The organism is Kribbella flavida DSM 17836 (assembly GCF_000024345.1).
GTDB lineage: Bacteria > Actinomycetota > Actinomycetes > Propionibacteriales > Kribbellaceae > Kribbella > Kribbella flavida.
Genome location: NC_013729.1, coordinates 1 through 19,276, shown reverse-complemented (window position 1 = coordinate 19,276; position 19,276 = coordinate 1). Strand labels below are relative to the sequence as shown.

At 69.0% G+C, this 19,276-nt stretch carries 17 protein-coding genes and 2 tRNA genes; 5 read left to right on the top strand and 14 right to left on the bottom strand.

The window, feature by feature from the left end; genetic code table 11:
* Positions 1–43: 43 nt before the first annotated feature.
* Positions 44–637, top strand: a complete 594-nt coding sequence (locus tag KFLA_RS00095; protein WP_041289637.1) for a TetR/AcrR family transcriptional regulator — start codon at positions 44–46, stop codon at positions 635–637.
* A 148-nt stretch (positions 638–785) separates the two neighbouring features.
* Here the strand turns inward: KFLA_RS00095 and KFLA_RS00090 are convergent, their stop codons facing one another.
* Positions 786–1,151: a hypothetical protein gene (locus KFLA_RS00090; RefSeq protein WP_202797061.1), complete on the bottom strand. Its 366-nt coding sequence runs from the start codon at positions 1,149–1,151 to the stop codon at positions 786–788.
* A 168-nt stretch (positions 1,152–1,319) separates the two neighbouring features.
* Between KFLA_RS00090 and KFLA_RS00085 the strand changes: the two genes are divergently transcribed.
* On the top strand, positions 1,320–1,586 hold the full coding sequence (locus tag KFLA_RS00085) for a hypothetical protein (protein ID WP_012917704.1): 267 nt from the start codon (positions 1,320–1,322) through the stop codon (positions 1,584–1,586).
* A 389-nt stretch (positions 1,587–1,975) separates the two neighbouring features.
* Here the strand turns inward: KFLA_RS00085 and KFLA_RS00080 are convergent, their stop codons facing one another.
* The 7 genes from KFLA_RS00080 to gyrB all read right to left on the bottom strand — a co-directional run bounded on the left by KFLA_RS00080 (position 1,976) and on the right by gyrB (position 9,017).
* Positions 1,976–2,539, bottom strand: coding sequence for a GNAT family N-acetyltransferase (locus KFLA_RS00080; protein WP_012917703.1), 564 nt, complete (start codon positions 2,537–2,539; stop codon positions 1,976–1,978).
* A 219-nt stretch (positions 2,540–2,758) separates the two neighbouring features.
* A tRNA-Ala gene (locus KFLA_RS00075) sits at positions 2,759–2,834 on the bottom strand.
* A 13-nt stretch (positions 2,835–2,847) separates the two neighbouring features.
* On the bottom strand, positions 2,848–2,979 hold the full coding sequence (locus KFLA_RS38565) for a DLW-39 family protein (protein ID WP_012917701.1): 132 nt from the start codon (positions 2,977–2,979) through the stop codon (positions 2,848–2,850).
* 38 nt (positions 2,980–3,017) lie between these two features.
* Positions 3,018–3,091: transfer RNA gene (locus tag KFLA_RS00070), tRNA-Ile, on the bottom strand.
* 118 nt (positions 3,092–3,209) lie between these two features.
* Positions 3,210–4,154 (bottom strand): DUF3566 domain-containing protein, encoded by a 945-nt coding sequence (locus tag KFLA_RS38560; RefSeq protein ID WP_012917700.1) that lies wholly within the window; start codon positions 4,152–4,154, stop codon positions 3,210–3,212.
* A complete protein-coding gene (gene gyrA, locus KFLA_RS00060) occupies positions 4,154–6,814 on the bottom strand; it encodes a DNA gyrase subunit A (protein ID WP_420167163.1) in 2,661 nt (886 codons plus the stop codon). Before gyrA ends, KFLA_RS38560 begins: the two co-directional genes overlap by 1 nt.
* A 166-nt stretch (positions 6,815–6,980) precedes the next feature.
* Positions 6,981–9,017 carry a DNA topoisomerase (ATP-hydrolyzing) subunit B gene (gene gyrB / locus KFLA_RS00055; protein ID WP_012917698.1) on the bottom strand — a complete coding sequence of 679 codons (2,037 nt, stop codon included), beginning with the start codon at positions 9,015–9,017 and terminating at the stop codon, positions 6,981–6,983.
* A 340-nt stretch (positions 9,018–9,357) separates the two neighbouring features.
* On the opposite strand from gyrB, the gene KFLA_RS00050 reads away from it, so the two are divergent.
* Genes KFLA_RS00050 through KFLA_RS00040 form a run of 3 tightly spaced genes read left to right on the top strand, consistent with a single transcriptional unit; the run spans position 9,358 to position 11,134 of the window.
* On the top strand, positions 9,358–9,990 hold the full coding sequence (locus KFLA_RS00050; RefSeq protein ID WP_012917697.1) for a hypothetical protein: 633 nt from the start codon (positions 9,358–9,360) through the stop codon (positions 9,988–9,990).
* Complete coding sequence (locus KFLA_RS00045; RefSeq protein ID WP_012917696.1) at positions 9,987–10,577, top strand: hypothetical protein; 591 nt, start codon at positions 9,987–9,989, stop codon at positions 10,575–10,577. Before KFLA_RS00050 ends, KFLA_RS00045 begins: the two co-directional genes overlap by 4 nt.
* Complete coding sequence (locus KFLA_RS00040; RefSeq protein ID WP_012917695.1) at positions 10,574–11,134, top strand: hypothetical protein; 561 nt, start codon at positions 10,574–10,576, stop codon at positions 11,132–11,134. The genes KFLA_RS00045 and KFLA_RS00040 overlap by 4 nt, the downstream gene beginning before the upstream one ends.
* Before the next feature lie 51 nt (positions 11,135–11,185).
* On the opposite strand, the gene KFLA_RS00035 is transcribed toward KFLA_RS00040, so the two are convergent.
* The 6 genes from KFLA_RS00035 to dnaA form a co-directional block, all read right to left on the bottom strand.
* Positions 11,186–12,508 carry a hypothetical protein gene (locus KFLA_RS00035; RefSeq protein WP_012917694.1) on the bottom strand — a complete coding sequence of 441 codons (1,323 nt, stop codon included), beginning with the start codon at positions 12,506–12,508 and terminating at the stop codon, positions 11,186–11,188.
* A 255-nt stretch (positions 12,509–12,763) separates the two neighbouring features.
* On the bottom strand, positions 12,764–13,294 hold the full coding sequence (locus KFLA_RS00030; RefSeq protein ID WP_049797230.1) for a DciA family protein: 531 nt from the start codon (positions 13,292–13,294) through the stop codon (positions 12,764–12,766).
* A 46-nt stretch (positions 13,295–13,340) separates the two neighbouring features.
* A complete protein-coding gene (gene recF / locus KFLA_RS00025; RefSeq protein WP_012917692.1) occupies positions 13,341–14,480 on the bottom strand; it encodes a DNA replication/repair protein RecF in 1,140 nt (379 codons plus the stop codon).
* Between the two features lies 1 nt (position 14,481).
* On the bottom strand, positions 14,482–15,396 hold the full coding sequence (gene gnd / locus KFLA_RS00020; RefSeq protein WP_012917691.1) for a phosphogluconate dehydrogenase (NAD(+)-dependent, decarboxylating): 915 nt from the start codon (positions 15,394–15,396) through the stop codon (positions 14,482–14,484).
* Positions 15,397–15,442: 46 nt separating this feature from the next.
* Entirely contained in the window at positions 15,443–16,588 is a 1,146-nt protein-coding gene (dnaN, locus tag KFLA_RS00015) for a DNA polymerase III subunit beta (RefSeq protein WP_012917690.1), read from the bottom strand.
* Positions 16,589–17,120: 532 nt separating this feature from the next.
* Positions 17,121–18,848 (bottom strand): chromosomal replication initiator protein DnaA, encoded by a 1,728-nt coding sequence (dnaA, locus tag KFLA_RS00010; protein ID WP_049797489.1) that lies wholly within the window; start codon positions 18,846–18,848, stop codon positions 17,121–17,123.
* Between the last annotated feature and the right edge of the window lie 428 nt (positions 18,849–19,276).

Genomic DNA, 19,276 nt, shown 5'->3' with positions numbered 1-19,276 from the left:
AGTCAATGATCACAAGGCGGCCCTCGCGACTAAGCTGATGGACATGACGAAGCGCCCGTACCACCACGGAGATCTCCGGGCGGCGTTGCTCGAACGAGCCGAGAACGTCCTGCGCGAAAGAGGCTCCACCGCGCTGTCGCTGCGGGAGTTGGCCCGCGACATAGGGGTGAGTCCGGGCGCGCCCAGTCGCCACTTCGCGAACAAGCAGGCACTGCTGGACGCGCTGGCGCTGGACGGCTTCGAGCGACTCGTCGCGGACATCGCGGCTTCGGACAAGGAGGCCGGGCCGGCGTTCGCTGAGCGGCTGAACGCCATGGCCCGCGCCTTCGTCGGCTTCTGCCTCAGCAACGCGGCGCTGGTCGACCTGATGTTCTCGGCCAAGCACAGCCCAGAGGCGTCCCCGGCGCTGGGAGCCGCTGCTCAGCGGTGGATCGCGCAGGGTCTTGCGCTGGTCAGCGAAGGTCAGCGGCGGGGCGAGGTCCGCGAGGGGTCACTGGAACAGGTCGCGCTGACGGTGTTCGCTCCGCTGCAGGGGTACGTCGGCCTGGCGGTCAGCGGCGTACCGCTGCCGGAGACCGCGGACCGAGGACTCGATGATGTCATCGAGTCCATCGTCCGCGGTTGCCGACCGGATTAGCGCTTGCTCGCCCGCTCCGCGCGATCGCCGGGTTCGTCGCGTGGAGCTGGGGCTGGATGGTGACCCCCAGCCAAGCTCCCTGGACATCACACCTAGCCGCCGGCGCGACTTTCGGCCATCCCTGGTCCATGTCCGACTCACAGTGCAGTCAGCTCCCCGGCACTGGCGGCATCCACAGGCTCGCCGTCGCCCGGCCAGGCACGTCCGATGCGTACGGGACCACGACGACCTGATGGGGATCCTGGTAGACGATCCGGCCAGGGTCTGACGAGGTGTAGCGCTCGCAAGGCACGTTGTGCGCGGCAAGGATGGCTAGGTAGCCGGGGATCGGCTCCAGCAGAAACTCGGCCGTCGCAGCGAACCAGGATGCCGCCAGCGGATTGACGTCCGGGTCGTAGACGCCGGGATCGACGCTCGCCGGGTTCACGTACGTCGCGTCGTACCAGGCATTGGTCGTCCGGCGGAAGCGCTCCTCGTCCACGGTCAGCAGCCCCCGCTGGCCGAGCATGTTCACCAGCCCGAAGATTCCCGATCCGGCGCCCCCGGCGATCCGGAACGGGGCTCTGGTACCTCACGTAGGTCGGCGCAGTCATGCAGCAGATTCTGGCCCCTGACACCACACCGGGGGAGAATCGGTGGCGAGTGCCCAGAGCCCCAGTACTCCGGAGATGGGAGCGGCAACATGATCGAGGGAGCAGCCATCCTGCTCGTCGGCCTGGTGACCGGTTACCTCGCCGGACGCCGCAGCCGACGCCCGGAACCGCTCACCGGAGCAGCCGTCTGCTCCTGCCATCACCCCCGCGGCCAGCACCTCGACGGCAAAGGCCCCTGCCAGGCCGACAACAAGCAATCCGTCAACGGCGTCCAGGTCTTCCTCTCCTGCCCCTGCCAGCTGTACGACGGCCCCGAACCACTCCCACAGTTCTACGCCCCCGAAATCCAGCCCTGACCCGGGCCTGGGGGACCAAGCAGCAGTCAGGCGAACGGTGCGGTGGTGACGACGAGAGCGCTGAGCACAGTCCCGGTCGACCGGTTACACCCGCTACAGCGGGTCGGTGTGGAGCGGGCGATCGAAGAAGGAGCGCGGGATCAGTGCAGATGATCGCGTGCTGCGGGCTGGTAGGAGCGCAAGCCCAGATCGAGGCGCTGACCTGCAGGAGTGCTGCGGTGGAGACGAGGGGACTCGAACCCCTAACCCCTGCCGTGCAAAGGCGGTTGTGGCGCTCCCGCTGATCTGAGCGGTGGGCCGTCAAGCGTGGGCTCGACCGGCTGCGCCGATGAGTGACCGGTTGAGCCCGCTGGCACGTTCTCGTTAGGGCACGCGATGTGCTGACCGGGTCAGGGGCTCGTGAGCCACTCTTCGCGGAGCAATGCGTAGGTGAAGCCGTCGTGCCAAGTGCCATCGCGGTGCAGCGCAGTGGAACGGCTGTGTTCTTCACGGCGCAGACCAAGGCGTTCCATGAGACGCCACGACGCGGTGTTATCGGCGAAGCATCCGGCGTGAACCCGCCGCAGCTTGAGCTGGTCGAAGCACAGTTCGATGGTGGCTCTGACGGCTTCGGTGGCGTAGCCCTGTCCTCCGTATGTCGGGTCGAACATCCATCCGAGTTCGGCCTCCAAGCCTTCGGCGCGGATCGCGACGTCCGTCTGCGCCCAACTGTCGCGCGGCATGACCATGACGTGACCAATGACCGTGGAGGCAAGACGAACCATGACGTGCGTCGTGTTGCTCGACTTATCCTCCATCGCGTCGCGGAGTTCGTCGCGCGTGCGCGGTGCCCAGCCGAGCCAGTGCTGGACCTGGGGGAGCTGTTCGTAGGCCCACAAGGCGGCTAGATCGTCTCGCGTGTAGCCGCGTAGAGACAGACGTTCGGTGCGTACCGGCCACTCGATGGGCGTCACCTCGGAGAGGATAGCCAGATCGCGATGTGTCCGGTCAGCTCGATCTCCACACCTGCCCCATCCCCACGACCTGCGACACACCGGCAACCAGTTCGCGGCCGACGACGGGGCCGGCCTGCGGGAGCGGATGGGGCACGCGGAGGGCACGCGACTCGAGATTGCTGGCCGGGTTGCTGGCGTGGAAGTCAGCCGCCATGGCTCTGACCTGGGGAAACGTTGTGGTGGAGACGAGGGGACTCGAACCCCTAACCCCTGCCTTGCAAAGGCAGTGCTCTGCCAGTTGAGCTACGCCCCCGTGGGGGAGGTGGTCAGCGGCCCGGGGTGACCGGGTCGACGGCCTCGGCCCAGAGGTCCTGCTCGGCGCGGGACTGCTGGGTCTTCTTGTAGACGAAGTATCCACCGACGCTCGCCAGCAGTACCAGCAGGAACTTCTTCAGCACCGGGACTCCTTGGATCGACGTCGATCAGGGGTGTGGGGTGGGCCTAACTGGACTTGAACCAGTGACCTCTGCCTTATCAGGGCAGCGCTCTAACCGTCTGAGCTATAGGCCCGCACTTACGGGGTCGAACCCGGGAGAGATTACCGCATCCGGGCCCTGTCTCCCAAACCGGTTCCGGCCGGGCCTTCAACGGGCCCGGCCGGAGCTGGTCGTCACGGTGCCGGCGGCGTTCAGTCCTCCGACGCCAGCGTCACTTCGAGGCCGCCGAGCAGCGTGGCGGCGACGTTGTAGAGGAACGAGCCGAGCGTCGCCAGTGCGGTGATGATCAGCACGTCCGCGCAGGCCAGCAGGGTGGTGAACCCCATCACCTTGCCGGTGTTGATGTAGTTCTCGATCCGGAACGGCTCGGCCGTCGGGGTGCCGAGCACCTCGGACACCGTGTTGTTGATGTTCTCGAACACGCCGGCCGCACCGATCGCCGACCACACGATGAACACCGCGACCCAGGTGACGATGCCGAACGCGATCGACAGCAGGAACGCCGTCTTCATCACCGACCACGGATCGATCCGGGACAACCGCAGCCGCGCCTTGCGGACCTGGCCGCGGGCGCGCGGGGCCGGCTCGGGGGTGTCCACCGGCCGGGCCTTGTCGGCGGCCGCATCCTTGACCGCGGCGGCCTTCTCCAGCACCGCCTGCTTGGCCGCGTTCATCTTGTCGCCGAAGCTCTCGCCCTGCTTGCCCGCCGGCGTGCTCACCTTGGCGGTCTGCCCGTACTCCGGGGTGGCGGCGCTCGCACCGACCGCCCCGACAGCACCAGGCGCGCTGGGAGCCGCCGGTCGGGGCTCCGGCCGGCCGGGCGTACTCGGCGCCACCGGAGTCTGGGTCGCGGGACGGACCGGCGGCTGCTGCGGCGGCCGGGCCGGCTTGCCCTTCACCGAAGCCGGCGCGGCGGCCTGTCCGGCCGCGGCCGGGCGCTGCTGGGACGGGCGCCGATCGGCCGGCTGCTGGCCGCCCGGCGTACCGGGTCGCGGTGGGGAGCCGTTGGCACGACCGTTGGAGGCCGGTGTGGCCGGTGGGGTGGCAGGTGCCTTCCCGTTGCCGCCCTGCGGCGGCCGCGGGGACTTGGCGCTGCCCGTCCCATCAGGCCAGTTCGGCCTCGCGCGGTTGGTCATCAGATGCCCTTCTGGCCGGCGTCGTCGTCTTCGACGGTAGCCGGGCCCTCGACGTCAGTCGAATGCTGGTCATCATTCTGGACGCTCTCAGGGGCCGGTTCGGTTGTCGATCCGTCCACATCCTGGGCACCGTCGACCTCACCGCTGTCGACCACCACACCGTCGAGCGAGCCGGCCTCGTCCTGCACCACCCCGTCGACGACCAGCGCGTCGGTCCCGGCCGCCGCGTCCAGCTCGTCGGCCACGGTCAGATCGGTGTTGCGGGCGATCGCGACCACCGCGTCGGACGCGCCGACACCGGCGAATCGGACCCCCATCGTGTCGCGGCCCTTGACCGGCACGCTGTCCACCCGGCTGCGCACGACCTGGCCGCTGGTCTTGATCGCCAGCACCTGGTCGGAGTCCACCACGATCAGCGCGCCGACCAGCGAACCCCGCTCGTCGTTCAGCTTGACCGCCTTGATGCCCAGACCGCCGCGGCCCTGCTGCCGGTACTCCGAGACCCGGCTGCGCTTGGCGTAGCCGGCGTCGGTGACGGTGAAGACGAACTGCGTGTCCTCCTCGGACCCGGCCCGGATCACCGACATCGAGAGCAGCTCGTCGCCGGCCCGGAACTTCATCCCGGTGACGCCGGAGGTCGCACGGCCCATCGGCCGCAGCTGCTCGTCGTTCGCGGTGAAGCGGATCGACTGGCCCTTCTTGGAGACCAGCAGCAGGTCGTCCTCGGCGCTGGCCAGGTCGGCCCCGATCAGCTCGTCGTCGGCCTCGCGGAAGTTGACCGCGATGATGCCGCTCTGCCGCGCCGAGTCGTAGTCGCGCAGCGGCGTCTTCTTGACCAGGCCCTTCTTGGTCGCCAGCACCAGGTAGTCCGCCTGGTCGTAGTCGCGCAGGGTCAGCACCTGGGCGATCTCCTCGTCCGGCTGGAACGAGAGCAGGCCGGCCACGTGCGAGCCCTTGGCGTCGCGCGCCGACTCCGGCAGCTGCCACACCTTGGCCCGGTAGACCCGGCCCTTGGTGGTGAAGAACAGCATCCAGTGGTGGTTGGTGGTGGCGAAGAAGTGGCCGATCTCGTCCTCGGCCCGCATGGTCGCGCCGCGGACCCCCTTGCCGCCGCGGTTCTGCACGCGGTACAGGTCGGTCTTGGTCCGCTTCGCGTAGCCGCCGCGGGTGATCGTCACGACGACGTCCTCGTCCGGCACCAGGTCCTGCACGGACAGGTCGCCGTCGGCGGCGATGATCGTGGTCCGCCGGTCGTCGCCGAACTTGTCGACGATCTCGGCCAGCTCGTCGCGCACGATGTGCCGCTGCCGGACCGGGTCGGCCAGGATGTCCTCGAGATCGGCGATGACGGCCTCGAGCTCGTTCAGCCGGTCGATGATCTTCTGCCGCTCCAGGGCGGCCAGCCGGCGCAGCTGCATGTCCAGGATCGCCTGGGCCTGGATCTCGTCGATGTCCAGCAGGCTGATCAGGCCCTGGCGTGCCTCGTCCACGTCCGGGCTGCGCCGGATCAGCGCGATCACCTCGTCGAGCGCGTCCAGCGCCTTCACGTAGCCGCGGAAGACGTGCGCGTTCTTCTCCGCCTCGCGCAGCCGGTAGCGGGTCCGGCGCTGGATGACCTCGATCTGGTGGTCGATCCAGTGCGTGATGAACAGGTCCAGGCTGAGCGTGCGCGGTACGCCGTCGACCAGCGCGAGCATGTTGCAGCCGAAGGTGTCCTGCAGCTGGGTGTGCTTGTAGAGGTTGTTCAGCACCACCCGCGGCTGCGCGTCGCGCTTCAGCACGATCACCAGCCGCTGGCCGGTCCGCGACGAGGTGTCGTCGCGGATGTCGGCGATCCCGGTCATCTTGCCGGTGTTCACCAGCTCGGCGATCTTCTGCGCCAGGTTGTCCGGGTTGACCATGTACGGCAGTTCGCTGACGACCAGGCTGGTCCGGCCCTTGGCGTCCTCCTCGATGTCCACCACCGCGCGCATCGTGACCGAGCCACGACCGGTGCGGTAGGCGTCGTCGATGCCCTTGTAGCCGACGATCAGGGCGCCGTTCGGGAAGTCGGGGCCCTTGATGTGCTCCATGCACGCCGCCAGCACCTCTTCCTGGCTGGCGTCGGGGTTCTCCAGGCACCAGTTCGCGGCGGCGGCGACCTCGCGCAGGTTGTGCGGCGGGATCTGGGTCGCCATGCCGACCGCGATGCCGGCCGAGCCGTTCACCAGCAGGTTCGGGAACCGGCTGGGCAGGATCACCGGCTCCTGCGAGCGGCCGTCGTAGTTGGGGCGGAAGTCGACCGTCTCCTGGTCGATGTCGCGCACCATCTCCATCGCCAGCGGGGCGAGCCGGCACTCGGTGTACCGCATCGCCGCGGCCGGGTCGTTGCCCGGCGAGCCGAAGTTGCCCTGGCTCTGGATCATCGGCGCGCGCATCACCCACGGCTGGGCCAGCCGGACCAGGGTGTCGTAGATCGCGGAGTCGCCGTGCGGGTGGTACTGACCCATCACGTCACCGACGATGCGGGAGCACTTGGAGAAGCCGCGGTCCGGGCGGTAGCCGCCGTCGTACATCGCGTAGAGGATCCGCCGGTGCACCGGCTTCAGCCCGTCGCGGACCTCGGGCAGCGCCCGGCCGACGATGACGGCCATCGCGTAGTCCAGGTACGACTGCTGCATCTCCGTCTGCAGATCGAGCGGCTCGATCCGGTCGTGTCCCGGAGAAATGGGGGTCTCGGTCATCTCGTCCCGTTCGTGTCAGTACGTCGGTCGTGGCGGCTGCGGGGGGTGGCCCGGCGACGGGCCGGGCGCGGACCTCCGGCGGTGATCCGGAGGTCCGGCGGCGTCAGATGTCGAGGAACCGGACATCCTTGGCGTTGCGCTGGATGAAGTTCCGGCGCGCCTCGATGTCGTCGCCCATCAGCGTCGCGAACGTCTCGTCCGCGCGGGCGGCGTCGTCCAGGGTGATCTGCAGCAGCACCCGGTTGGCCGGGTCCATCGTGGTCTCCCACAGCTCCTGCGGGTTCATCTCGCCCAGACCCTTGTACCGCTGGGTGGCGTTCTCCTTGGGCAGCTTCTTGCCCGCCTCGAAGCCGGCCGCCAGCAGGCCGTCCTTCTCCCGCTCGGTGTAGGCGAGCTCGTGCGCCGAGTTGCTCCAGCGGATCTTGTACAGCGGCGGCTGCGCGGCGTACACGTGACCGCGCTCGATCAGCGGCCGCATGAAGCGGAACAGCAGGGTGAGCAGCAGGGTCCGGATGTGCTGGCCGTCGACGTCGGCGTCGGCCATGATCACGATCTTGTGGTACCGCAGCTTCTCCTCGTCGAAGTCCTCGTGAATGCCGGTGCCGAGCGCGGAGATGATCGCCTGCACCTCGTTGTTCTGCAGGACCTTGTCGATCCGGGCCTTCTCGACGTTCAGGATCTTGCCCCGGATCGGCAGGATCGCCTGGAACTTCGGGTCGCGCCCGCCCTTCGCGGAGCCACCGGCCGAGTCACCCTCGACGATGTAGACCTCGCACTCCTCCGGGTTGGTCGACTGGCAGTCGGACAGCTTGCCCGGCAGCCCGCCACCGCCCAGCAGGCCCTTGCGGTTGCGGGCCAGGTCGCGTGCCTTGCGGGCGGCGATCCGGGCGCTCGCGGCCGCGGTGGCCTTGCGGATGATCTCGCGGCCCTCGGCCGGGTTCTGCTCGAACCAGGCGCCGAGCCGGTCGTTCACCACCCGCTGGACGAAGCCCTTGACCTCGGTGTTGCCGAGCTTGGTCTTGGTCTGGCCCTCGAACTGCGGGTTGCCCAGCTTGACCGAGATGATCGCGGTCAGGCCCTCCCGGACGTCGTCGCCGGTGAGCCTGTCCTCCTTCTTCTTGATCATGCCCTGGTCCTCGCCGAACGAGTTGACCAGCGAGGTGAGCGCGGCCCGGAAGCCCTCTTCGTGGGTGCCGCCCTCGTGGGTGTTGATCGTGTTCGCGAAGGTGTGCACCGACTCCTGGAACGAGCCGCTCCACTGCATCGCGACCTCGAGGCTGAGCGAGTCGTCGGCCTGCGCGGCCTCGAACGCGATCACGTTGCTGTGCACGGTCTCGCGGATGCCGGTCAGGTACTTCACGTAGTCGACCAGGCCGTCGTCGTACTTGAACGACTGCTCGACCGGGACCCCCTCGGGGGTGTGGTCCGGGCGCTCGTCGCGGATCACCAGCTCGAGGCCCTTGTTGAGGAACGCGTACTCGCGGAAGCGGGTGGACAGCGTCTCGTACGAGTACGTCGTGGTCTCGAAGACGTCCGGGCTCGGCCAGAAGGTGATCGTGGTGCCGTTGCTGTCGGACGTGCCGACCTCGGCCAGGTCCGCGTCCGGGACACCGACGGTGAAGGACTGGGTGTAGGCCTTGCCGTTCTTGCGGACGTCGACCTGGAGCCGGCTGGACAGCGCGTTCACCACGGAGACGCCGACGCCGTGCAGACCGCCGGAGACCTTGTACCCGCCGCCGCCGAACTTGCCGCCGGCGTGCAGCACGGTCAGCACGACGGTGACGGCCGGCTTGCCCTCGGACTCGACGATGTCGACCGGGATGCCGCGGCCGTTGTCGACGACGCGGACGCCGCCGTCGGCCAGCAGGGTGACCACGATCTTGTCGCAGTAGCCGGCCAGCGCCTCGTCCACCGCGTTGTCGACGACCTCGTAGACCAGGTGGTGCAGACCCCGCTCACCGGTGGACCCGATGTACATGCCCGGTCGCTTGCGGACCGCGTCGAGGCCCTCGAGGACCTGGATGGCGCTGGCGTCGTACTCCTTCTCCACCACACTGGAGGGGATCACGCTGAGCGGTACTTCGGTGCCGGTGTCGTCGGCGGACGGGATGGCGTCGGTCTCGGTCGGCTCGTCGGTCACCGGCTGTTGTCCTCCTCGGACCCCGCGAACGGGGCATCGATGCACAGTGGACGCCGCCCCTCGGGGCGTCGGCCAGGAGGATCCTGAGCCGAAACCGGAGGTGCGGCGCTCTCAACCCTCTCAGTCTACCCGTCGAGCGAAGCAGAACCTGCCATGCGGCGGCCGAAACTCGGGTCAGGGCGTCTTTTCTCCCTCGTCGCCATGTCCCCTCTCGCGGGAGGGGGCTCGGAAAGCGCTCACGGGCACTCAGTGGCTTCTGACCGGACCACCCCTGACCGTCTGGATTCCGAGACGTCGCCGGCCGGGCCGGCCGCACCCGGTGGCGCTTAGGATCGGGGCCGTGGAGAGTCTCGACGACGTCATCGACGCCATGATCGCCGATCGGGTGATCCATCGGCACCGGCGCAAGTGGCTGATCGCGCTGGCGGTCGTCGTGGTGCTCGCGCTGGTCATCACGGTCACCGGCGGCTGGAAGGAGCACCAGGGACGCTCGATCCCGACCGTCGAGGCCCCGGTGACCGTCGAGGCCGGCCGGTTCGAGTTCGGTTTCACCAGTGCCAAGATCATCCGCCGCCCGAAGACCGAGTACGGCAAGGCCGAGACCTGGCTGCAGATCTCCTTTGACCTGAAGAACATCGACGAGGAGACCAAGACCAGCTACTTCGTGCCCGGCGACCTGCTCCGGCTGGTGCCCGGCGGCGGCCAGGAACCGATCGAGTCGAACGGCGCGAGCTGCCAGGGCGAGCTGGGCTACGTCACCGTCTACGGTCTGCCGGCCCAGCCCTGCACGGCGAAGTTCGACGTACCGGTCGACTTCGCCGCGGAGAAGGTCGAGATCGGCGTGCTCGGCGAGCAGTACACCGCCCCGGACGAGGTGACCGGCGCGTCCGGCAAGCCGTACTGGCACGACGAGACGGCGGTCACCGTGGTCCGGATCCCGGCGACGATCGAGACCGAGAAGGAGGACAGTTGAGGCTCTACCGGCCCGCCACCGTGATTGTCGGCGTGCTCTTCGTCCTGCTCGGCGGAGTGGTCAGGCTGGCCGACCCGGACCAGGTCTTCGACGACTCCACCCGGGTGGTCACCGAGGGCACCGTCGGCACCGACCTGAAGTACGGCGACTCGACGTTCACGATCACCCGGGTCAAGTTCGCTCGCAGCTTCGTGACCGGCACCGACGACAAGGCCGTCACGACCGAGGGTGTGTTCGTCGCGGTCGAGTACGACGCGGTCCGGGGCCCGGGCAAGCCCGCCCGGACCGAGACGACGCTGACCGCCGACGGCGGGTCGGTCTACGCACCGGTCTCGCAGATCATCGCCAGCGCGATCGACTTCCCCGAGCCCGGTTTCGCGCGGACCGGAACGTTCGTCTACGAGGTGAACCCCTCGGACCTGGCCGGGTTGACCTTCCGGGCCAAACCCACCCAGCTCTTCAACTCCCTCGCCCAGGAGCTGGCCGTCGATCTCGGCGTGCCGAGCGAGCAGATCGCCGAGCGGTCGGTCGACAACGCGGCCGACCAGTACAACGTGCAGAAGGACTCGATCCGGGTGGCGTCATGAAGGTGTCCGACCGTGTGTTCAGGCTGACCGCGCAGGTGGCGCTGCTGCTGACGCTGCTCGCGCTGAGCGCCTTCCTGCTGCTGCGCACCTATCTCGGCGACGAAGAGCAGGTCTGGAACGACGGCGCTGTCACCGAGGTGGTCGAGCGTGGGCCGGTGACGATCGACAAGGTCACCTGGCAGGTGGAGTCGATGCAGCCCTATGCCCGGCTGGCCGACGAGCAGCGCAAGGAAATCCCGGTCGATGGCCTCACGGCCGGTGCCGTGGTGGTCCTGGTGAAGGTCAAGCTGACACCGCTCGACGGCCTGCGGATGGGCGGCGGCGGCTTCACTTGCGAGGCCTCGCTGCGCGACGACCGTGGCAACGTGTGGAAAAGCGTCGAGGTGTTCCGGCTGCCGCTCACGACGTACTGCTCGAACGACGACAAGCCGCTCAAGCGCAACCAGGCCAACGAGGTCGCCAAGGTGTTCGTTGTCCCGGCCTCGGCCGTCGAGCACCTGAACGGCATCCAGGTGGAGACCCGTCAGGACTTCCGCCGGGTCCTGATCACCTTCTAGCCGGCCAGGCGCCGGGTGCACCGGCGTGGTGCAGGCCGCCGTCGGGGGCGGTCAGCTCCGGACCGGCTCGCCCTCGGGGATGCCGGTCGACGCGGCCGCCTCGGCCCGGCGCTGGGCGCCGACCGAGATGCAGAGGTCGAACGCCGCGGCCAGCAACGCGATCCGCAGCGTCTCGAAGATGATGCTCGCGACCAGGTCCGCGATCTCGTAGTTCATCAGGCCCCACCGCTCGCCGTGCACCCCGATCAAGTGCATCACCGAGTACTGCGACCAGTTGTCGCCGAGCGTCCAGAACGTGTAGACCAGGCAGACGACGCCGAGAAAGACCGGCCCGACCCGAACCAGCAGCCGGAACGCGTTCAGGGTCGGGTAGAACTTCTCCCGCAGCCCGCCGAGCACCAGGTTGGGCGCCTTGTTGGTGAGCGCCACGATCCGGTTCTGCGGCGGCTGCACGACCACCTCGCCGCCGAGCCGGCGCTCCAGCCGGGTGCCCCGGAGCACGCTGCTGCCGGACAGGACGCGGTGGCCGAAGACGACGGTGGTGATCGCGAGCCACGTCAGTGGCTCACCGACGCCCTCCTTGAACAGCGGCCACAGGGTCTCCCAGAAGAAGCCCCAGAGGAACTCGAGCCCGGCCGGGACCGGGACGTTGATGCCCTCGAAGAAGTCCTTGACGTCACCCCACCAGTCGACGGTGACGACCCAGAAGTTGCGGACCTCGAGCCAGCCCTTCAACTGGTCGATCGCCCGCGGCACGACCAGGACGGTCAGCAGCAGGAAAAACGCCTCGGCCCAAACCTGGACGAACTTCGCCGGCCGGCTCGGCCACCGGTCGTCGATCGCCTCGACCACCCGGCGGAGGACCAGCAGGATCACGATGGCCGGCAGGTAGCCACGCCAGGCGTCCCCGCCGATCTCGAAGAACTGCGTACCGGGTCCGGTACCGAGCTGGACCAGCGTGCTGACCGACAGTTCGCTGATCGCCTGCTCGAGAAACCCCCATGCGGACCAGACCGCGACCAGCGGCAGCAGCGTGACCGACAGCAGTTCCATCAGGTTCTGCTGGGTCGGGTCCGAGGTCTCCTCGGACTGGTCCTCGGCCGCGGCGCGCCAGCGGTACAGCGAGGTGGCGCAGGTCCGGATCATGCCGACCGAGGCGGCGATCTGGATCAGCAACCCGGCCGAGAACAGACCGAACGCCAGGCTCTTGTGCTGGTGCTGGCTGAGCCAGATCGCCCCGTTGATCGAGGCGCGGAAGCCGACGTACCCGGCCAGGAACCAGGTGGCCAGTGGCAGCAGGTTCCGCCACCACAACCGGAAGGTGTCTCCGATCAGGTGGACCATCTCGCGGAATCCGTCGACGAGCGTGAGCATCGCGCCGATCCTAGGCGAGAGCCGGGTCGGATCCGCAAGCTGATGCCGGCCCAGCAGTCGCCGTCCCGGCCGCGAAATCCCGGAATTCCTCCGAGAGCCGCCACGAGAGCGCCCGGACCTCCCGCGCCACCCGCCGTACGCCGGTTCGCGGGCTCCCGTCGGCGGCGTCTCACGCGTGTCCGGCGGGCTTCGTCGGCAGCGCGACACCTCGGTCCAGGCGCCTTGCGTGCGACGCCGTACGCCGGTTCGGGCGACTCAGCCGTACGTGTCGCGGGGGCCGCGGCCGCCGCGGACGGTGCGGGGGCCTTTGCGCCAGCTGGGCGCGTGCGGACCCTGCACGTTGACGTGCGTGACGGTGCCGTCGCCGAGCTCGGCGTTGAGCCGGCGGATCAGGTCTGGCGCGAGCATCTTCAGCTGGGTCGCCCAGGCGGTCGAGTCGGTGCGCACCGTCAGCTGGGTGTCCTCGTAGCTCTCCGGCTTGCAGTGCTCGGCCATCTCCGGGCCGACGATCGACGGCCAGCGGGCCATCACCCCGTGCACGGCGACGTCGACCTCCCAGCCCTGGTCGCGCATCAGCCGGCCGAGCGTCGCGGTGAGCCGCTGCGGGTCGCGGTCGTCCGGCCGGGCCCCGCTGACCTGGGTGCCGTCGATCCCGCGGCGCCGCCGGCGGCGCAGGACCGGCCGGGTCGGTCCGTTCGCCGCCGCCGCGCCCTTCAGCCGGCCGGCCAGGGACTTCGCCAGGTCGAGCCCGTGCTTGTCGTGCTCCGGTTCCTCCGCCGGCAGCACCGGGAGCGGCTCGCTCTCGTTGCCGCTCTCAGAGGAATTCCGGGGTTCAGGCACGCTGGACCGACCCGTCCCCGACGGCGAACCGGACACCGGACAGCTCCTCGGGCACGTCGGCGCCGACCGCCGCGGTGACCAGGACCTGCTCCGCGGGCGCGACCAGCTCGGCCAGCCGGTCGCGGCGCTGGGTGTCCAGCTCGGCGAACACGTCGTCCAGGATCAGCACCGGCTCACCTCCGTCCGCCCGCAGCAACTCGTACGACGCCAGCCGCAGCGCGAGCGCGAACGACCACGACTCACCGTGACTCGCGTACCCCTTCGCCGGCAAGTCCCCGAGCCCGAGCAGGACGTCGTCGCGGTGCGGCCCGACCAGGGAGACGCCGCGGTCGAGCTCGTCCGCCCGCTTCTCGTGCACCGTGGCCAGCAGCACCTCGGCCAGCTGCTCGCGCGAGGTCACGCCAGGCTCGAGCCGGACCGAGGACTTGTACTCCAGCCGGGCGTCACCCTTGCCTCGGGCAACTGCGTCGTAGCCGCCGGCGACCAGCGGACGCAGGGCTTCCAGCAGCTCGAGCCGGGTGGCGAGCAGCTCCGCCCCGGTACGCGCCAGGTTCGCGTCCCAGATCTCCAGGGTCCGGAGCTGTCCCTCCGCGGCGGCGCCACGGTTCTGCCGGCGGGCCATCGAGGCGCTGCGCAGCAACGAGTTGCGCTGCTTGAGCACCCGGTCGTAGTCCTGCCGGACGCCGGCCATCCGCGGTGTCCGCAACGTGAGCAGCTCGTCCAGGAACCGGCGCCGTTCGGACGGATCGCCCTTCACCAGGGCGAGATCCTCGGGCGCGAACAGCACCGTGCGCAACAGACCGAGCACTTCCCGGGGCCGGGGGACCGGCGACCGGTTGATCCGGGCCCGGTTTGCCTTGCCAGGATTGATTTCCAGCTCGATCACGACGTCCCGCTCGTACTGGCCGCGGACCTCGGTGCGCACAATCGCACGCGGTGCACCGGCCCGGACCAGCGGAGCGTCGGTCGCCACCCGGTGCGACCCGAGGGTCGCGGTGTAGTGGATCGCCTCGACCAGGTTGGTCTTGCCGTGGCCGTTGGGGCCGACGAAGGCCGTCACGCCCGGGGTGAGCTCGACCTCCGCCTGCTGGTACGACCGGAAGTCGAGCAGTCCCAGGGCGGTGACGTACACCTCAGTGCTGGGGCGGCGTCGCGTACGACGGGTCCTCGGCACCCTTCACCGCGTGCCCGCCGAACTGGTTGCGCATCGCGGCGATCGCCTTCATCGCCGGCGAGTCCTCCTGCCGGGAGGCGAACCGGGCGAACAGCGACGCGGCGATCGCCGGCACCGGTACGGCGTGGTCGATCGCGGCCTCGACGGTCCAGCGGCCCTCGCCGGAGTCCTCGGCGTAGCCGCGGATCTTGTCCAGGTGGGTGTCGTCCTTGAGCGCGTTCACCATCAGGTCGAGCAGCCAGGACCGGATCACGGTGCCCTCGCGCCAGGACTCGAACGCCTCCGGCACGCTGTCGACGATGTCGGCCGCCTCCAGCAGCTCGAAGCCCTCGGCGTACGCCTGCATGATCGCGTACTCGATGCCGTTGTGCACCATCTTGGTGAAGTGCCCGGCTCCGACCTTGCCGGCGTGCACGAAGCCGAAGTCGCCCTCGGGCTTGAGGGCGGTGAAGATCGGCATCAGCGTGGCGATCGTCTCCGCCTCGCCGCCGACCATCAGGGCGTAGCCGTTCTCCAGGCCCCAGACGCCACCGGAGACGCCGCAGTCGACGAACTTGATGCCCTTCTCGGCCAGCAGCGCGGACCGGCGGGTGTCGTCGGTCCAGCGGGAGTTGCCGCCGTCGATCACGATGTCGCCGGGCGACAGCAGCTCGGCCAGCTCGTTGACGACCGGGTCGATGGCCTGCACCGGCACCATCACCCAGACCACCCGCGGCTGCCCCTCGGCGGTCAACTTGCCGACCATGTCAGCGGTGTCGGTGGCGTCGGAGATGTCCTGGTTGTGGTCCAGTCCGATCACCGTGTGGCCGCCGTTGCGAATCCGCTGGCGCATGTTGCCGCCCATCTTGCCGAGACCGACAAGGCCGAGCTCCATCGTGAATCCCCTTGTTCTGTTGGCTTTCCCGTGGGTCTGCTGATCCTCAGCTGTTCAGGCGCACCGGCATCAGCACGTACCGGAACTCGGCGATCGGGTCACCGTCGAAGTCGGTGACCCCGGTCAGCTCGGCCGGCTTCGTCGCCTGGGTGAACGCCAGGTGCGCCACCGGTGTTCCGATCGCATTGAGTCCGTCGAGCAGGTACGTCGGATTGAAGCCGACGGTGACCGGTTCCCCGACCACCCGCGCCTCAATCGACTCCGACGCCTGCGCCTCGTCGCCGCTGCCGGCGTCGAGCGTGACCGAGTCCTCGGAGAACGTGAGCCGGACCGGAGCGTTGCGCTCGGCGACCAGCGCGACCCGTTTGACCGCCTCGACCAGGGTCGCGGTGTCGAGCCGGACCCGCGTGGCGATCGCGGAGTCGGTCGGGATGATGCCGCGGACCTTCGGGAACTCCCCGTCCAGCAGCCGGGTGGTCGCCCGGCGGTTGCCGCCGGAGACCTCGCCCTCGAAACCGACGATGCCGTCACCGCTGCCCGGAGCCGCCAGCGACACGATGATGTCGGTGCCGGTCATCGCCTTGGCGGTCTCGGACAGCACCCGGGCCGGAATCAGCGCGGCCGCCGAGGCGTCGGGGGACTGCGGGTTCCACTCCAGTTCGCGGATCGCCAGCCGGTACCGGTCGGTGGCGAGCAGGGAGATGGTCGAGCCTTCGATCTCGACCCGGACGCCGGTCAGCACCGGGAGGGTGTCCTCACGGCCGGCGGCGGTGACCACCTGGGACACCGCCTGGGCGAAGACGTCGCTGCGCACGGTCCCGCTGGCCGCCGGCAGGTCGGGCAGCGCCGGATATTCCTCGGTGGGAAGCGTCTGGAGCGTGAAGCGCGAACTGCCGCAGGTGACCTGGGCCTTCGCGCCGTCCACAGCGATGTCCACGGGCTGGTTGGGCAGGCTCTTGGAGATGTCGGCCACGAGCCGGCCGGAGATCAGGCACTTGCCGGTGTCGGCCACCTGGGCCGGAACGGTGACGCGCACGGAGGTCTCGTAGTCGAAGCCGGACAGGGTGATCTGCCCTTCCTCGGCCTCGACGAGAAGTCCGGCGAGGATCGGGACGCTGGGACGACTGGGCAAGCTGCGCGCGGCCCAGGCCACCGACTCGGCCAGTACGTCGCGCTCGACGCGAAACTTCACCGCTGGGTGCCTCCTGATTCGGCTGTGTGCCAGGCAGATCCTGCCACGGACGGATGTGATGTGCCCCCACCGGCCTTGACGCGGCGGTTCGCCACCTTCCACGGACAGCCTGACAGGTTCCGTGGACAGTGCCCAGAAGAGCGCCCACAAGAGCGGGGTCGGGAGCTGGCGGAACGGCCCGCCGAGCGGGCCCGAAAGTGGAGTTTTCCCCAGGTTGGGCCGCTCGAACCATTTGTGGACTTGGAACTCTCTAGGGATTCCATAGGGTTCTTCGCACCGGTGGATAGTGTGGAAAAGCCGCGAAACCGCAGGTCAGACCCCAAATCACCCTGTGTGTGGGGTGTGGACGAAATCGGGCTTGCCTGGGGACGCCTGGTGATGACGAGAACTGTCCCCACAGGCCCTCCACAGCGAAGTGCCCTTCGTCCACCGGGATACCCACAGTTATCCACAGCGGTATCCCCAACCTGTGTGGTACCCGAGACCGGGTCGTGGCCCGCGTCGCGCGCGGTGCCAGGACCCGGTCCGGGGCTCACTGCTGCTTGGCCTGGTGCTTGATCCGGTTGGTCAGTTCGGTGACCTGGTTGAAGACGCTGCGCCGTTCCGACATCAGTTGCCGGATCTTGCGCTCGGCGTGCATCACGGTGGTGTGGTCGCGGCCGCCGAACTGCTGGCCGATCTTCGGCAGCGACAGATCGGTCAGTTCGCGGCACAGGTACATCGCGATCTGCCGGGCGGTCACCAGCACCCGGCTTCGGCTCGATCCGCAGAGGTCGTCGATCGACAGCCCGAAGTACGACGCGGTCTGGCCCATGATCATGCTCGCCGTCACCTCAGGCTTGCTGCCCTCGGGGATCAGGTCCTTGAGCACGATCTCGGCCAGGCTCAGGTCGACCGGCTGCCGGTTCAGGCTGGCGAACGCGGTGACCCGGATCAGCGCGCCCTCGAGCTCACGGATGTTGGTCTGCACCTTGCTGGCGATGAACTCGAGCACCTCCGGCGGCGCGGTCAGCCGCTCGGTGGCCGCCTTCTTGCGCAGGATCGCGATCCGGGTCTCCAGGTCGGGCGGCTGGATGTCGGTGATCAGGCCCCACTCGAACCGGTTGCGCAGCCGGTCCTCCAGCGCCTCCAGGCGTTTCGGCGCCCGGTCGGAGCTGATCACGATCTGCTTGTTCGCGTTGTGCAGGGTGTTGAAGGTGTGGAAGAACTCCTCCTGGGTCTGGATCTTGCCTTCCAGGAACTGGATGTCGTCGATCAGCAGCACGTCGACGTCGCGGTACCGGCGCTGGAACTGGGACGCCTTGTCGTCGCGGATCGCGTTGATGAAGTCGTTGGTGAACTCTTCGCTGGACACGTACCGGACCCGGGCCCCGGTGTAGAGGCTGCGGACGTAGTGACCGATCGCGTGCAGCAGGTGGGTCTTGCCGAGCCCGGAGTCGCCGTAGATCAGCTGCGGGTTGTACGCCTTGCCCGGGGCCTCGGCGACCGCGACCGCGGCGGCGTGGGCGAACCGGTTCGAGCTGCCGATGACGAACGTCTCGAAGGTGTACTTCGGGTTGAGCCGTGCCTCGCCGTGCGCCTCGGTGGCCGTCTGGCTGGGCGCTGACCCGTTCGGCGGCGGCGCGACCGAGCCGAGCGGCTGCTGGACCTGCTGGTGCAGCGGGTGGTTGTGCTGGCCGATCGCGTCCGGCGCGGACAGCGCGGACTGGATCGTCGGCTGGTAGGAGCCTTCCGTCTGCAAAGGCTGACTCGGCTGCGCGTGCTGGCTGCGCTGCTCCGGTTGCTGCGGGGTAGGCGCCGGCTGCTGGTACTGGTCGTGCCGCTGCGGACTCGGCTGCCCGTACGCCGGTTGCTGCTGCTGGCTCGGCTGCAACTGACCGGACTGGTGTTGCTGGTACTGCGGCGGCTGGTGCAGCGGCATGGACTGCCGGACCGGTTCCTGCACCGGCTGCTGCGGGGCCGGCTCACGGAGCTCGGGGTCCAGCGAGGGATCGACGGTCACCGCGATCCGGATGTCCCGGCCGAAGCTCTCGCTGAGGATCCGCTCCAGGTCCGGCCGGAGCCGGGTCTCGAGCTGACCGCGGGTGAAGTCGTCCGGCACCGCGACGATCGCCGTGCTCTCGTGCAGGGTGACCGGCCGCGAGTTGGTCAGCCAGGCCCGCTGGTTCGGGGGCAGGCCGGCGAGCACCCGGGTCCAGGCCTCGTCCAGATCCTTCACTTCTGCCCTGCCGCCGGCACTGGCGGACTGGTCCTCGACCACGCGTTGCTCCCCGAATCCATCGCTGCGGTGGCCGGTCGGCCGGGCAGTCAGCCCGGCCGGTGCGACCTCGTCCCGATCTCCGGCCACTGCTCGCGCGACCGGTGGCCGCACGTCGCAATCGCTGGTCTCCTCAACCGGTCGTCCTCATTGTCCACACGGTTGTCCACAGTTGTGAACGACGGGAGGGACAAGTTGGTTACCGGTGGGGGAGAGTGGGACCTCTGGTGTGAAGGGCTGACGCTAACAAGTCCCGTCGGGCACGTTCAAGCCGTCATCCACAGGCTATGGGCCCAAATTGGGGGCAACTTGCGGCGTGTCGGGTGGACGTCGAAGCGCAGCTGTGGTGGGCCGATCGCGGTGGGTAGCTGCACGGAGCTCTCTCTGCACACAGCTCCGGAGCCGGTTTCTCCACAGACCTGTGGAAAACT